We start from the raw sequence: 15,173 nt of genomic DNA, 5'->3' as shown, positions 1-15,173 counted from the left end.
ATATGATGGAACAGACATTTTCAGAAACGTCAATTGTTGGTGAAATCGTCACGAAGTTTCCAAAGGCGAGTGACCTTTTTAAACGATATCGAATTGATTTTTGTTGTGGGGGAAACCGTCCACTTATAGAAGCAATTAATGAAAGGAAGTTATCCGCAGAAGAAGTCATCACAACTTTAAATAAACTATACGACGAAACGATGGCGTTGAACGAATCAAGAATTGAATGGGAGCATGCTTCATTCCGTGAGTTAATTGATTATATTATGAATAAACACCACCGATTTTTACATGAAGAGTTAACCTTATTAAGTCCATACGTGACAAAAGTGTTACGCGTACATGGTGCGGACCAGCCACATCTCGCTCAAATTCATCGCTTATATCATGAGTTACGCATTGAGCTAGAACAGCATTTAATTAAAGAAGAAACAGAAGACTTCCCTCTTTTATTAGAATTAGAACATCAACCAACAGTAGAAACTGTAAGTCAATTGAAAAAAATTGTGGACGAACTAGAACAAGAGCATAGTCATGCTGGTGCTCTATTAAAAGAACTACGAGCTGTTACAAATGACTTTACCCCTCCAGAAGGGGCTTGCGGTACGTATCGCCTCGTATACCAACGTCTTGAACATCTCGAATCAGATTTATTTGAGCACATTCACTTAGAAAACAATGTGTTGTTCAAAAGAGCCATTACTCAATACGCATAATAATAAAGACAACAAACCCGCTTGGATTTTTCCCAAGCGGGTTTTGTTATGATGATATAGTGAGTGGATAGGCGGAAGAATCAAATAACAACTCAAGTAAACTTGAAAACAGCGTCACTTGTGCAGGATTAAACCAATCTTCTTCACATTCAGCCAATAGCCACATGACCTCATCTAAAAATACATGCTCAAGTGCTTTTGTCCAATTAACTTTATCTGTTTCCGTTAATGAAGATGATACCCCATAGCCAGAAAGGAAGGTTCCCCATTGTCTTGGGGTAAAAATAACATTTGGAGCAGTTGAATGCTCATTATGAAACAATAATAGGACAAGAGCTAAATCGAAAATTTTTGGAACCCAACTCGCATTATCGGGATCAATTAAATAAGGCGTATCATTATAAATTAAATTATTTGCTTTAAAGTCATGTGGCGTAGCGATATAAGATAAATCTCCCTCTTTAAGCTCTTCTTGTTGAGCAACAATCGCGAGTAATTTTTCTTTGAGTTTTTCATGATCAATTGTTACATTCACTTTGTTTGCTATCGTATTAATTTTTTGTACACTTTCTTCGACTTCTTCCTTTGTAAAATTAAATACTTCATAACCTGGCAATTGATAGTAGTTTTCCTCAGGGGATACACGATGAATCTCCCCCAACATTTTTCCTGCCTGATAGATTTCATCCTCTGTCCCAGTATAAGGCTTGCCGTCGATAAAAGAATAAACAATATAAACGTCCTCATCAATCGTTTGTGGATTCTCATTCTGTAGGTGAACAGGTGTTACAACAGCAATCCCCGACTCTTTTAACATTTTCGTATAGTGAATCACTCGTTCCGCTCGCTCTATTGGTTTTTGTGTTTTTTTTACAATATACTCTTTATCCTGTTTTTTCACCCGATACACAGGTGAAAAAGGGTAAATACTATTGGGCTCCTCTTCGGTGTTGAACCCAAACTGCTTTAAAACCTTACGTCCACTCATCATTTCTTTCCTCCGTTATTCCCTTTGTTCCGCTCTTGCCCTCATTGCTTTTGGAATATAAACACAGAACGGTTCACTTTCTAAATAATCACCTGTCATGGCATACGCTCGTGACCGCGATCCTCCACAAACAAAACGAAACTCACACACTCCACACTTCCCTTTATATTTATCAGGGTTACGTAAATCTATAAAAATAGGAGATTCCCGGTAAATATCAGCTAATGGCGTTGTTCTCACATTGCCTGCCTTCACAGGAAGCAAACCACTAGGGAACACATCACCAATATGAGAAATAAAGACAAAGCCATTGCCATCATTTACGCCTTTTGGGGCACGCCCTAAACCATCAAACGGTGTAGTGATTCCTTTTTGCAGTGCATCCTCATACTCAATTGTTTGTTCTCTATTTTGTTTTTCCTTCATTTTTTGTTGAATGACAACACGGCGGTAATGCTGGGCTGCGGTTGTTTTAATATCAAACGGTACTTTTTTGCTTAATTTGTGAAGCCATCGAAACACTCTCTCGTGTTCAGCTGGTGAAATCATGTCTGTTTCTTTGCCACGCCCAATTGGGACAAGAAAAAAAACACTCCATAATACGCAGTTTAGTTCTTCCACTAATGTGGCCATCTCTTCAAGGGCATCTACATTGTACCTAGAAATGACAGTATTAATTTGAATCGGAATTTCTAACTGATGCAAATGCTGAATTGCATCCATTGTTAATTGGAATGAGCCTTCTGTCCCTCTAAAATGGTCATGAATCTCAGCTGTTGGCCCGTCCAAGCTAAAAGCCCACCGTGCAAGACCAACATCCTTTGCTTTTTGTATCGCTTCTTTTGTTACGTTTGGTGTTGCACTTGGCGTCATTGACACACGGACACCTTTTGTTATCGCATAATCAGCAATATCATATACGTCAGGACGCATGAGTGGATCCCCACCTGTAAACACAAGCATAGGATTGTCCATATCATATATATCATCAATCAATCTTTTTCCTTCTTCTAATGTTAGTTCAAGTGGATGTCGGTGATATTGTGCCTCTGCCCGGCAATGGAGACATTTTAATTCACATGCTCTCGTAAGCTCCCATATAACGATAAATGGATTTTGATTAAAATCTCGTTGAAACATCATTCTCCCTCCCCCTTCATTCCCATTCATTATAAGCTTATTTTCTAAATTGCAATGTGAGATTCATCACGAGGTAGAAATAGGGGATCGGGAGTTGGGAGAATGACAAGTTGTTCTCACTCGCTTCGGACATCTATTCCGCTAATGGAGTGAAAATTGAGGAATTTCCAATCGTTACGGACATGCGTTCCGCTATGTAAGGAAAACACGGCAAATTTACGCTTAGTTTTGATAAGATAACGGAACAGGTGTCCGATAAAAATAGAAACACGGCTAAAACTAGCCAAATAGCAGATCCTATGTCCGATAGATAATCTGTTCTACCTCTCAATGTCCCCATATAAACATTGTTCAGCTAGATCTTTCCCACGACACCAGTTGTGAAAGTTAAAACTCAATTCATCGTTACTGCCCGCGAGACATGTAATAATGTTCCTCGTTTTAAAATGATATGAAAACGTATGCATCGTCCCAAAAAACTCATCGTAATCAGTAAAAAATAGAGGCGAGTTTTTTTCTTTAAATAATTGAACTACCTCTTCTTGCCCTAACGATGTATCTTGTAATGCTTCTATAAACTTTTCTCGTTTGATAGAACTATCTATCTGATTTCGATTTTTATCCTGCATCTCTTTACTAGAAAAATGATTCACACAAGCTAGCGATACATCCCCTTCGCCTTCTCTCACAACTACTTTACTTGGACTTGCTTCAACAACCACTTTTTGTCCTGTTTCATCGGCGATTGAAAAATTATAACAAGCTGCTTTGGGGATTTCCTTTAACAAAGCGATCGCCTCCTGGACTGTTTTACAGCAATCCAACACCATTCTTACTGCTGTCCATGCGGAAACTCCAATCTGAAACTCTTGAAAACTAACAAAATGCAAACCAATGACTACTCCATGTTCGTTTACTCCGTCATGTCTGCCAATTACTTGGAGATTATAACCAGCTGACGCAAAGCTTTGTTGATTATCTAGTAAACTAAATACATGGTCATATAAAACCGGAGAAAAATCATAATTTCGCACATAATAGGAATCTGTCATATAAGCTGAACAACCCATCGCTTGAAATTTTGGAACATCATAACCACTAAACATTGCCACCGTTTTCTTATAAGGGATTTCAAGGGACTCACTTATTCCATGTAATTCTTCAATTAAGTGTGACGAATATGTAGAGAAAATCTGTTCCACATTTTGAATATTAACTTCAGGTTTTGTCATTCTACTTAATATATTGAAAATCGATTTGTGTTTTACACACTTTCCTAACTCGACTCCTATTTCATATGGACGTTTCCTTAGTTGTAAAATATCGACTTGAAACGGTTCCATCAGCTTTTCCCACCTTTTTATTTACATGCTTGGACAAACGGTTGAAATAAATTTAATTGCTGATCATCTTTTGATAATATAATTCTGGATGCCTTTGTACTGCAAGCATCTAAACAGCTTCTATCACTCCATCTTCTGCAGTAACAACAAGAACAAGTTTTTCTGACAATTTTTCTTTCATATCCTCTATCGTTTTTTTATCACTAGCATTGAATTGGCATTTTGCTGAAACTCATAATCTGATAATCGTTCTTCCACTGAGTACCCTTGACTTCTTAAGTCTTCAATAATCTCATCAAGATGCTCATAACGATTTCCGTTTAAGTCAACAAGAGGGAATATTCGAACTTCTTCGCTCACAACTCGTAACATTTCTGTTAATGCTGCCTGATGAAAAACAAAGTCCAACCGATCTGCATACAAAAATAAAAAATGTGCCGATAATATAATATCAAATTCATGATCTTGAAATGGAAGGCAAGGGAGTGTGACAGCTTGATAGCGGTCAGGTGTTGAAACCATATGTTCATAGCAATCCGCTAGAGCTTGTTTCCTCGTTTCAGCAAGCTCTGTCACATCGTTAAAATAATCCCAAACGTAAAGGTCTTTTTCTTTTTGAACATGTTCCATTGCATGTTCGATATCTAGCTTCCCTTTTTCAAATAACGCTTTTGCTTGATGAACATAAGCAATATCACAGGCGGTTACATCCATTCCTTTTTTATTCGCCACCGCGGTAAACGAACAAGCGCCTGCTGGACAATCTAACACTCTCTTTTGTTGTAATTCATTTTCTGTCAATTGAAAGATTGACAGATACTCTTCAAATGTCCTTCCAATAAAAACAACTCTGTCTAATGTAATACTCATCTCAGCTCATCTCCTCTCAACAATACTGATAGTTTATCATCTTTTTCCAATGTTTTGAAATGGTTACTCGTCTGTTTCATCATTTTCAATTCCAAATAAAATTTTCCCATTGGCAAGGGCTCCTGCTATCGCAAAAAATGTAATTACATACGCCACAACTAAACGTATGCCTGATAATGATTGTGTTGCTAATGTAAAAAAACCAAATCCAATTAGTAAAAAATAGGAAATCGCAGATATTATCGTCTTCGTCTTCGTCTTCAATTTAACCTCCCGGGTGCAAGATACATTCGTTTGTCACCCTCACTTTTTATGGATAATTATGTTAAAATTATAATATAATTCATTCTATGTATCTAGAACAATACGGGGGAATACAATTGAAAAAAAGTGAAATACAAAAAAGACAAACATGGGTTAACGAAGTTCGGCAAATCGCAAAGCCTATCGAACACTATCACAAATGGATCGACGATTATGTTGCGAATAAAAAGATTGTTCTCCTTGGTGAAAATTCTCATTTTATCGGAGACTACTATAAGAAAAAAATCGAACTTATAAAATACTTGCATATTCATCATGGCTTTTCCACTGTTGTATTTGAGAGCGGACTACTAGAAGCATCAATGAGTTCTATCATAAATGATGATGTTCCAATAAAAAAGAGGATTAAACATGACTTTCTCGGTATTTATCATAACGAAGAAATGCTTTCTCTTTTTACTGATCCCTCACTAGCCTCGTTAACGATAACTGGAATGGATGTGCAACCGGCAGATAGCATCGCTTCACAAAAATTAGTAACTTGGGTCGGCAATCATCTCGGCTCAGAATGGAAAACAAAGTTAGAGCAAATCGAAACATTATTTTTTGAATTCGACCGTCAAATACAAAATCAATTTAAAATCAGTAAAAAAATAAGAGGAAACTTAAAAGATGTAATTGAAAAATACAATTCAGTTATACTTGACTTACACTCTACACTACAAAAAGAAACGGACACACAATTGAGAAAGAAACTTGAAATTCTATTAAGAGGAATGAAAAATCGGCAACAATGGTTTACATTGAACATCAAAGGACGAATTGCCTCAAGCCGGTTAAGAGATGAATGGATGTTTGAGAATTTAGAATGGATATTTCAACAGGAAAAAGACCAAAAAATTATCGTCTGGTCCCACAACTTTCATATCCGAAAACGAAAATCACTGTTATTAAAAATAATTGGCATGGAAACGCTCGGTCATCTATTAACGAAGCATTACCCGAATGATACGTATACAATTGGACTTTACGCTCGAAGTGGTTCTTGTTACAACGCTTATAAAGAGCAATATGAATTGTCAACATCCAACCCACGATATTTAGAATCATTAATAGCGGAAGCAACCGATGAAGAGGTATTTCTCCCGCTTACTCTCCAAACGAAAAAACAACAATCATGGATGAAACAACATTGGTGGTTACTCGAATCGAAATTCCCTGGAATGGGTCCTCATCCTATGAAACCACAACGTTTTTATGACGGATTACTCGTATTTGGTGAAGTTCAACCACCTACTTATTATCAAGTTCATGAGTAAAGGATTTTTCTGGCACGGGAAAAATTCGGGTATGTCACTACCAGCTTTTAACGGTTCGGACATCAGTTCCGTTATTACATGAAAAACAAGCCAAACTTCGATGGATTCGGACATTTGTTCCGTTATTTTAAAGAAACCGCCCCTAAATCACTTTGATTTTGTTATTTAGCGGAACATATGTCCTTTAGAACTTGTGAAACGTTACTTTTCTTAAATATAACGGAACTGATGTCCAATAAAAAAGCACCACTCTTCATAGCATCATCTGCTCAACCCTTAGTTTCTCATTACTTCGTTCACATATTTTTGTCGTGCTAAAACATAATAAATGATTTGCAATAGTAGATACATACTTCCAATAATGAAAAAATTGTGTAGCAGTATCGGATTCTCTAGTATTCGCCCTCCGCCATCTTTTGCTAATGTAGCGATATAAACAAATCCTAACCCAATGCCTACAATCGGCGCTACAAAGAATAACATACGTAACTCTTTTGAAATCATCTTTTTCATTTCTTTTCTCGTAATTCCAATTTTATAAAGTTTTTGATATTTTTGTTTTTCTACTTCAATGTCTGTAAAAATATTTAAATAAAGAAGAATAAACGTTCCAAAGAAAAACAAAACACTCAGAAATGTGGAAATAAAAAAGAGAAGCCCAGCTGCTGTTTTTTGCTCTTGATACTGATCAATGCGAGTTATTGGTGTCATCAATTCTTCTTCAGAATCCCTCCCATGAGTCATTTTTTCATCAAGTGGCCCAGTAAGCACGTTTAATCTTTGTAATGTTTCATTGAGGGTTTCAACAGCTAGTGCAGTTTGTTTCCAATTGGTTACTGTAAACAAATGAACTGTTGAACGATAGCCTTCTATCGATGATGAAAGATTCGTATAATCATTTTCATGCACAATTATAAATTCTTGGTCATAATAAGGTAAATGATTGAACACTTGCTGATTTACGCTACCCGTATATGTTAATGAAACAGTAGCGTTGTCCCTCGGGATAGTCAGTCCATTTTCTAATGGAGTACTATATTCAAAGTTACTATTGATAAGAGAAACAAATTCTCCTTCTTTCACCTCTACCTTATTTTCTGCCACTTCATTAAAATCATCGACTTTCATAATCACAAACCGATATTCGTAAACCCATCCCGGAAGTATCTCGTAAAATTCAAATACATCAAGGGTTTCATGTTGTTGCAAGCGATGTTCCGGCTGATCAATAATGTCATAAAGGACAGCGTCATCTATCTGGTTTTTTTGTTCGGTTTGAACAAAAGCAATGTCAAAAGGCTGTTGTAATGCTGTTTCTTCAGCTGAAGAAAAGAAAAATAACATCAATGTACTATAAAAAATCGTTACCATTGCCATTGTAATGATAAGCATTAAGGTTGATTTTAACTGTTTAAATTTATAATCAACATTTGTTAAAAACAACAAGCGTTTATAATAAAACGACCTTTTTTTCTTAGCAAGTCCAATTATAAAACTACCAAGTTGTGAAATGGTAAAATACAAACCGATTAAAAGACCGATAGTACAATAAATAAATAGCTTTCCTTCATCTATTTTGTATACTTCATGATAAGAAAAATGATAAAGGACAAATACAGAAGCAATAGCAAGAGATAGTCCAATCCCACCTATAAAAGGATTTTTCATTGTACTTCTTTCAGACATTCGATCTCCTTTTAGACTCGAAGCAAGGTCTCGATTTCTTGTTATCCATAATGTTTTTCCTATCGCAATCATAAACACAAACAGATAAATTCCTATAGGCACAATAAACATAACATGACTAAAATGAAAGGTGATAGTCTCTAGCTCCACCCCTTTCATTAATAAAAGGAAAAACAAACGTGAAAAAATCGCACCCGTCCCTATCCCTGATACGATCGCAGCGAGGGCAATGACGCCATTTTCAATAAGCAATAATCTCGCAATATCACGAAAGGACATTCCTAATGTCATAAACAATCCAAACTCTTTTTTCCTTCTTTTAATAAAAATTGAATGTGCCGAGCTAATAAAAAAGATGGTAAACAGGACAAGAGCAATAGCTGGAATCATTAATATCTCAGTGAAACCTTCGCCCATCTCTTTTGCCTCATTGATTCCTTCATTAAAAAAAACGGTGGAAAACATAAAGAAAATCATCACTGCAAACATATTACATAAAAAGTAAAACAAGTATTTACGTTTATTTACCTTGGCCATTTTCCATACGAGTTGTTCAAAAGTCATGGCTTTTTCCTCCTAAAACAGCGAGGTTATCCATAATTTGATGTAAAAATTCTTTTCTATCTCCTTTTTTGGCAAGTGTTGAATGAATGTTTCCATCTTTTATAAAAACAACTTTCTGGCAATAACTAGCCGCAAACACATCATGGGTAACAACAAGAATAGTTGTTTCATATGTTGATACGATCTTTTCGAATGACTCCATAATCGTCTCAGAAGAAGTAGAATCTAAATTTCCTGTTGGTTCATCGGCAAAAATCATCGCCGGTTCATTCACTAGTGCACGACTCACCGCCACGCGTTGCTGTTGTCCTCCTGAAATTTCATATGGATATTTGTTCGCAATATGTGAAATCCCAAACAAATGAAGAAGCTCGTCAACTTTATTATCCATTTCACTGGAACTTTTACCTTCTAACACCATTGGCACGATTATATTTTCTTTCACTGTTAAACTATCAAGCAAATTAAAGTCTTGAAACACAAACCCAAGCTGCTTTCGGCGGAATAAAGCAAGTTCGTCCCCTGTCATTCTACTAATTTCAACTCCGGATAACGCAACAAATCCAGATGTCGGTTTATCAATCCCGCTTAACAAATTTAGCAATGTCGTTTTTCCGCTTCCTGAAGGACCCATAATCGCAACAAATTCACCTTTTGTAATCGTGAGGCTTACTCCATTTAACGCAGTCGTCGCCCCTACTCCCCTTTTATCTCCATATATTTTCACTATCTGTTCTGCTCGTAATAAACGCATATTGTCTCCTCCTTTCCTTAACAATAATGGTTAGAAAAAATTTCAGCCATCGAGAAAACTAAAGATACCTTACACTTTTGTAAGGTATCGAATCATTACTTTTGTTCCAACTGACACTTCCGATTGTATTGTTATCTCATGCCCTAGCTTCTCTGTTATTTTTTTGCATAAATATAACCCAATTCCGGTTGAACCACGATAGTCTCTGCCATTTTCTCCAGTAAAAAAAGGCTCAAAAATCCTTTCCATATCATAGCTAGGAATTCCAATCCCTTCGTCTTCGATGATTAAATTTGTATATTGTTGATTTTGTTCAATTCGAAAATAAATATGTTTACTGCCTTTGTCAGCGTTCGAATATTTAAGCGCATTAGAAATAAGCTGTTCGATCACAACTTCATTCCACTTTTTATCCGATAAAATCCGAAAGTCCTCTTTATCGGCTTCAATTACAGGATACACTTGACGGTAAATAAATTCACTTTTGCGTTCATTAATGAGTTTACGAATAGAGGAAAGTAGGTCAACCGCTTCTACCGTAAAATCATTTTCAAAGCGGTCCATCCTTACCATCGTTAACCCTTGTTCAATACTCGTATGTAGCCGTTTGTTCTCACGTTTTATCTTACTCCACGTGTCACTGTCACTTAAATTATCGTGTTGCTGTTTATCCACAATAAGTTCAATCACAGAAACAGGTGTTTTCAAATGATGCATCCAATGAGAAAGAAAATAATACCGTTCTTTACTTTGTTCTTCTAATTGGCTTATTTCTTTCGCATGGTCATTGTTCATTTTTTCAATAACTGCTGTTACAAGTTTTTGCTCTTCTGTGGCCCCTTCTAATACCGTATATTGTTCTTTAAACAACTGTTTAATTTTTTTATTAAATGAATAATATTTTGACCAATCGACAAATAAAAAGACAAGCAAAAAGAAAGCAGCCATACTGAGCGGATAAGCCATTTCATTTTCATTCGTCTCTGTTACATAAAAAAATAACACAATACAGACGATACTTGCACAATAAAAAAGAAGAAAGAGCAACCTGTCTTTTACATATTGTAACGCAATCGATTTAACCATCAGATTTCCCTACTGATTCAACGTCCTGCATCATATAACCGACCCCTCGTTTACTTTTTATAAGATTGGGCAACCCAAGCTCGGCTAATTTTTGCTTAATCCGACTCATATTTACCGTTAATGTATTATCATCAACAAACGTTACATCGTCCCACACTTCTTCAATTAATGCCTCTCTCGCTACGAATTGATTTTGATGTTTCATAAATTTTACAATAAGCCTACATTCATTTTTACTCACTTCTATTAAGCGCTCGCGATAGCCTATTACTAGTTTTGCACTGTCAACGTAAAAGTCACCATGCCGAAGAATGGTTGTCTCATCCTTTGCATATTCACCATACACCCTTCGTATCGTTGCTTTTACTTTCGAAACAAGGATATCCAATGTAAATGGTTTTGTAATATAGTCATCAGCCCCTAATTCAATCGCCATAATTTGGTCCATATCCGCACTCCTTGCCGAAATCATAATAATCGGTACCGTTGATTTCGCCCGAATGCTTCGGCAAAGAAAATAGCCATCATAGTATGGTAGATTAATATCGAGCAACACTAAGTCCGGCTGCAACGATTGAAAATCTTCTAAAATCGTTTTAAAATCAGTTTGCACATAGACATCAAACCCATACCGCTCTAGCGATTCCTTTGTCAAGGACCTCAATTCTTCGTCGTCTTCAATCACCATGAGCTTGTACAATGAAATTCCTCCCAAAACGCTTTGTTCATTAGTCTTACTCCATATTTTAACAAAGTGGATGAGAAGGTGGAATTGTTTTTTCAAGAAGAGGGGGAACGTCGGAGGGTGGAAAGTGGAGTACGTACTGAACTTAACGGACATCTGTTCCGCTATTTTCATAAAAACTAGTTTTTTTCGAAGCCGTTCGGACATACGTTCCGCTATTTAACCTTTTTATATAGAATAACCGTTCATTTCTATCCGATTAACGGAACAGATGTCCGAACGATTTGGATTTTATATAAAAAATCAAGATATAGCGGAACAAATGTCCGTAACAAATCTAGCTTATTTCTCAAACTCACTTTTTATAATATAAGCAACATCATACTTTTCTAATTCGCTCCTATTAGTTTCGAAATCAGCATAAAAATCACTCGATAAACTCTCTAATGAACCACCGTTTGAATAGCAAACACTTCCTAAAACATGTACCCCTGTAGTTGGGTCAATTTCACTTACATTTTCACTCCATACGGACATCATCCCATCTACTAAAATGGACATCTCAGCTGTACTTTCTGTTGTTGTCCCTGATTCAGATAAAACAATGACAGACAAACTATCTGACTTTCCTCCATTCATAGCTTCTTTAGTAAATAATAACGTTCCTTTTTCCTCAATTTCCGCTTTTATTTCGAGAATATGCTCTTCCTGCTTCATACCAAATTCATATTTCTCCACCCATACTCTTACCGTTTCAAATGATGAATCAACTTGATAATCAAACGTTAAACCCGATGTTGTCACCGATTTTTCAGAACTAGAAAAAAGACACACCCTATCATCATCCATTTTTTCATCCTACTGTCTCCTCACAGCTCATTTTTCTTTCTTTTTAATTTGTCTACTATGTATAGTCAATCATCTTTTTCAGCATTTCTGCATCTAATCTATTAATGAGTCGATAATCTCCTTCTGCCATCTTAATGACTGCCCCGTCTTCGTGAAACCACACTTCTGAGTGAACCAGTCCGATGTTGGCTTTTGGGCTATTAATGACAAGATGCACGTTGGGTTTATCAGCTAAATCCAAATCATCCTCTGTTTGTCTACTAAACATCATGATTTGCTGTAAATTATCAATCGTCCATTGGTCATCGGCATCTGTAATTATCGTTGCATAATCGATTCGGCCTTCATACTCTGGGTGATCATATCCTACAAAAACTTCTCTCGTCGGCTCATGACTTGTTAACTTCCCTGTCATATAGCCACTTCCAAATAACCCGATGGAAACAATAAGAATGAAGATGAATGTGCCTACTTTCTTCAAATTGAAAACCTCCTGATTACCGTACAATAATTATAAGTCCGTTAAAACCTGTCTTTACTACATACGAAAATCTATCATATTCCGTTTCACCTTTATTGTATCATTACACAATCCTCTTTTGGTTATTATTTGGAAATGTTTATAATAATCAACCTATGACAAGGAAACGAAAAGAAAGTTGATGTCCAATACTGGAAACCAACTCTCTTTTTCAAATAATATTTAACTTGGACCGCATGCATTGATTTGACTATTTTCCAACGTAATATCACGGAAAATCACATTATCGCCACATGGTGATTCTAGAATCGAAGAATTTCGTAATCGTATGTTTTGCATGAGAATATTTGCTGTATTTGGGAATTCAGCACGTGCTGCAATTCGGATATCATTTGGGCCCTCCACAACACCACCGTTAATAGTAATATTATAACAGTTTTCAATTAACATTGAATTACTACCAGTACCTGCAATATCGACTCGTTCAATGACCGCGCCACCACTGCGTGATACACAGAAGATTCCACGACCACCACCACGGGCAATGACTTCACCTACATGAATATTTGCTGAATACTCATCATCAACATGACCGTTACGGTTGGCCATACGGAAAGCGGCATAACCTGTGCCAGTGCCCGCTCCATAACCATAAACGACATCAATATCCGCATTAATCGTATCGTTTAATAGAATACCAGAATACCCGGTATGAACCGCTGTGACACGACCAATGCTAATTCCGTCAACTCCATATGTTTCAACACCATGACTACTTGTTCCTGTTACATACACATCATCAATCCGTACATTTCGAACTCCGTATACGTCATCATTATCGCGACTATCAATTCGGATACCATGTCCTCCATCTAATCGTAAATCAATTTGTCCTAAATGAATATTTTCAGACGTCCGAACAAAAATACCAAAGTTTGGACGACCTGTCACTTGTAAATAAGGTACAGTAACATTTTCAACATGTCGGATCCGAACAGCTGCATTATGATTGCCATAATCAAATGGATCTCCTGTCCCTTCAACATGAATCGTTCCACACACTTCAAATGAAGTATGACTCGGTAACTCTACAGACTTATCCGCCGGAATTGTTCCAGACCCTCGAACGATTACTCGCTCTTGCTTTGTTCGGTCTGGCGTTAAACTATCGACTGCCGCTTGCATCGCTGCATGCATATCATTCCCTGTATAGACAACACCTTTATTGATGACTCGCCACGATTTTCCAGTTTGTAACACTTGAGCATCAAATTTACCTTGGCCACACCCTTTAAAATCTCCACTATATGTTTTCTCGTCCTGGAAAGAGACCACAGTAGAGTTTTCTGAGAGACCTCCTTCATTGACTGCTTTTACGACATAAAAGTATGGATTCGGAGAAAAAATTTGTTCATCTGTCCATGTAAGTTCGTCAGTAACCCCGATTTTCTCAGTCACATCCTCAATAGGAAATTGCTCTGGGCTATAACGAGTGCGGTACACATAATAACGAACCGCATCATCCACTTCGTTCCAAGCCAAAGTTGCTTCCTCTGCTGAATGACTTGTTACTTTCACTCCACCTGGACTTTTTGGAACAGACACATTGTCATCTATCATCGTGACCGTAACTTCATTACTTCTAGCAGATTCAATCCCGACGTCTGTCACTAATGACACAGCGTAACGATACGTATACCCTAACTCAGCTGTTTCATCTGTAAAACGAGCTTCTGAAGTGTCCCCGATATGAGAAAAACTTCTTTCACCCTCTTTTTGACGGAACACCTTATACGATTGCGCTAACTCGTTAGGATCCCAGCTTACTTGAACATACGTGTTGGGAGCTAATGAAACCTCAGACACATCCAAACTTGTTATTTCAGGAACTGGATAAATTTCTAACCCATTGATTCGACCATTATCCCCTATTTGAATATTTAACTGTCCGTCAGAAACAGTTGTCGTATGCGTAATTTCGGCAAACTGCCCTGCATTTGATGTAAAACTCCCAATGTTCTCGCCTTCAATAGTAAAGCGAGAGCGGTTAAAGGCAATATTATCACCCGCAATCAATTTTAAGTAATAATCGCCATTGGGAAGGTCCACTTTAAATTCATAATTCCCATCTAAAAGAAAATCACGTTTAAGATCGTCTGGTTCACCTCGGTCTCTTTCAGCAACGCTTTTATTAATCCCATATCCTCTTTCTTCTGAGTAAATTGTCGTGCTTGTTACGTCTAAATATCCATCCGCAGTTGGACCATTTCCAAAATCAAACTTTAATGGTTGTTCATTTCCTTCAGCTAAAGCCGTCATCGCAAACAATCCACTTGAAACGAGTAAAGCAACTGTCATCAATACAAACATAGAAAATCTTTTTCGAATCATCAAATTCCCCCTTTTTTTCTTCCACCGCAAACATGAC

Annotated in this window: 14 protein-coding genes; 2 read left to right on the top strand and 12 right to left on the bottom strand. The window is 36.9% G+C overall.

The window, feature by feature from the left end:
- The first annotated feature begins 5 nt into the window (after positions 1 to 5).
- Positions 6 to 716 (top strand): iron-sulfur cluster repair di-iron protein, encoded by a 711-nt coding sequence (gene ric / locus T323_RS0119345; protein ID WP_026674757.1) that lies wholly within the window; start codon positions 6 to 8, stop codon positions 714 to 716.
- 46 nt (positions 717 to 762) lie between these two features.
- Here the strand turns inward: ric and T323_RS0119340 are convergent, their stop codons facing one another.
- The 5 genes from T323_RS0119340 to T323_RS0119320 all read right to left on the bottom strand — a co-directional run bounded on the left by T323_RS0119340 (position 763) and on the right by T323_RS0119320 (position 5,321).
- Positions 763 to 1,704, bottom strand: coding sequence for a phosphotransferase enzyme family protein (locus T323_RS0119340; RefSeq protein WP_026674756.1), 942 nt, complete (start codon positions 1,702 to 1,704; stop codon positions 763 to 765).
- A gap of 15 nt (positions 1,705 to 1,719) precedes the next feature.
- On the bottom strand, positions 1,720 to 2,844 hold the full coding sequence (locus T323_RS0119335) for a TIGR04053 family radical SAM/SPASM domain-containing protein (RefSeq protein WP_026674755.1): 1,125 nt from the start codon (positions 2,842 to 2,844) through the stop codon (positions 1,720 to 1,722).
- 320 nt (positions 2,845 to 3,164) lie between these two features.
- Entirely contained in the window at positions 3,165 to 4,187 is a 1,023-nt protein-coding gene (locus tag T323_RS0119330; RefSeq protein ID WP_026674754.1) for a C45 family autoproteolytic acyltransferase/hydrolase, read from the bottom strand.
- Positions 4,188 to 4,373: 186 nt separating this feature from the next.
- Positions 4,374 to 5,057 carry a class I SAM-dependent methyltransferase gene (locus tag T323_RS0119325; RefSeq protein ID WP_026674753.1) on the bottom strand — a complete coding sequence of 228 codons (684 nt, stop codon included), beginning with the start codon at positions 5,055 to 5,057 and terminating at the stop codon, positions 4,374 to 4,376.
- A 63-nt stretch (positions 5,058 to 5,120) separates the two neighbouring features.
- A complete protein-coding gene (locus tag T323_RS0119320) occupies positions 5,121 to 5,321 on the bottom strand; it encodes a hypothetical protein (RefSeq protein ID WP_026674752.1) in 201 nt (66 codons plus the stop codon).
- 116 nt (positions 5,322 to 5,437) lie between these two features.
- Here T323_RS0119320 and T323_RS0119315 point away from each other — a divergent pair, with 116 nt between their 5' ends.
- On the top strand, positions 5,438 to 6,640 hold the full coding sequence (locus tag T323_RS0119315) for an erythromycin esterase family protein (RefSeq protein ID WP_026674751.1): 1,203 nt from the start codon (positions 5,438 to 5,440) through the stop codon (positions 6,638 to 6,640).
- A gap of 276 nt (positions 6,641 to 6,916) precedes the next feature.
- Here T323_RS0119315 and T323_RS0119310 read toward each other — a convergent pair whose 3' ends face one another.
- From T323_RS0119310 to T323_RS29325, 7 genes are all read right to left on the bottom strand, one after another.
- Positions 6,917 to 8,890 carry an FtsX-like permease family protein gene (locus T323_RS0119310; protein ID WP_026674750.1) on the bottom strand — a complete coding sequence of 658 codons (1,974 nt, stop codon included), beginning with the start codon at positions 8,888 to 8,890 and terminating at the stop codon, positions 6,917 to 6,919.
- Positions 8,880 to 9,644, bottom strand: coding sequence for an ABC transporter ATP-binding protein (locus T323_RS0119305; RefSeq protein WP_026674749.1), 765 nt, complete (start codon positions 9,642 to 9,644; stop codon positions 8,880 to 8,882). Before T323_RS0119305 ends, T323_RS0119310 begins: the two co-directional genes overlap by 11 nt.
- 69 nt (positions 9,645 to 9,713) lie before the next feature.
- Positions 9,714 to 10,730 carry a sensor histidine kinase gene (locus tag T323_RS0119300; RefSeq protein WP_035179330.1) on the bottom strand — a complete coding sequence of 339 codons (1,017 nt, stop codon included), beginning with the start codon at positions 10,728 to 10,730 and terminating at the stop codon, positions 9,714 to 9,716.
- Positions 10,723 to 11,430, bottom strand: coding sequence for a response regulator transcription factor (locus T323_RS0119295; RefSeq protein ID WP_026674747.1), 708 nt, complete (start codon positions 11,428 to 11,430; stop codon positions 10,723 to 10,725). Before T323_RS0119295 ends, T323_RS0119300 begins: the two co-directional genes overlap by 8 nt.
- 327 nt (positions 11,431 to 11,757) lie before the next feature.
- Positions 11,758 to 12,264 carry a YgaN family protein gene (locus T323_RS0119290; RefSeq protein WP_026674746.1) on the bottom strand — a complete coding sequence of 169 codons (507 nt, stop codon included), beginning with the start codon at positions 12,262 to 12,264 and terminating at the stop codon, positions 11,758 to 11,760.
- Positions 12,265 to 12,319: 55 nt separating this feature from the next.
- Positions 12,320 to 12,745, bottom strand: coding sequence for a hypothetical protein (locus T323_RS0119285; RefSeq protein WP_026674745.1), 426 nt, complete (start codon positions 12,743 to 12,745; stop codon positions 12,320 to 12,322).
- A gap of 222 nt (positions 12,746 to 12,967) precedes the next feature.
- A complete protein-coding gene (locus tag T323_RS29325) occupies positions 12,968 to 15,136 on the bottom strand; it encodes a fibronectin type III domain-containing protein (protein WP_218971043.1) in 2,169 nt (722 codons plus the stop codon).
- Positions 15,137 to 15,173: the final 37 nt, after the last annotated feature.

The sequence above is a fragment of the Alkalihalobacillus bogoriensis ATCC BAA-922 genome, from assembly GCF_000621445.1.
GTDB lineage: Bacteria > Bacillota > Bacilli > Bacillales > Bacillaceae_F > Bacillus_AO > Bacillus_AO bogoriense.
The sequence above is the reverse complement of the archived record's forward strand: the minus strand, read 5'-3'. Positions and strand labels throughout refer to the sequence as shown.

What these genes read in the sequence shown, in the direction of transcription:
- ric (WP_026674757.1), top strand. Translation starts at nt 6, where the DNA reads ATGGAACAGACATTTTCAGAAACGTCAATTGTTGGTGAAATCGTCACG.
- T323_RS0119340 (WP_026674756.1), bottom strand. Translation starts at nt 1,704, where the DNA reads ATGAGTGGACGTAAGGTTTTAAAGCAGTTTGGGTTCAACACCGAAGAG.
- T323_RS0119335 (WP_026674755.1), bottom strand. Translation starts at nt 2,844, where the DNA reads ATGTTTCAACGAGATTTTAATCAAAATCCATTTATCGTTATATGGGAG.
- T323_RS0119330 (WP_026674754.1), bottom strand. Translation starts at nt 4,187, where the DNA reads ATGGAACCGTTTCAAGTCGATATTTTACAACTAAGGAAACGTCCATAT.
- T323_RS0119325 (WP_026674753.1), bottom strand. Translation starts at nt 5,057, where the DNA reads ATGAGTATTACATTAGACAGAGTTGTTTTTATTGGAAGGACATTTGAA.
- T323_RS0119310 (WP_026674750.1), bottom strand. Translation starts at nt 8,890, where the DNA reads ATGACTTTTGAACAACTCGTATGGAAAATGGCCAAGGTAAATAAACGT.
- T323_RS0119305 (WP_026674749.1), bottom strand. Translation starts at nt 9,644, where the DNA reads ATGCGTTTATTACGAGCAGAACAGATAGTGAAAATATATGGAGATAAA.
- T323_RS0119300 (WP_035179330.1), bottom strand. Translation starts at nt 10,730, where the DNA reads ATGGTTAAATCGATTGCGTTACAATATGTAAAAGACAGGTTGCTCTTT.
- T323_RS0119290 (WP_026674746.1), bottom strand. Translation starts at nt 12,264, where the DNA reads ATGGATGATGATAGGGTGTGTCTTTTTTCTAGTTCTGAAAAATCGGTG.
- T323_RS29325 (WP_218971043.1), bottom strand. Translation starts at nt 15,136, where the DNA reads ATGATTCGAAAAAGATTTTCTATGTTTGTATTGATGACAGTTGCTTTA.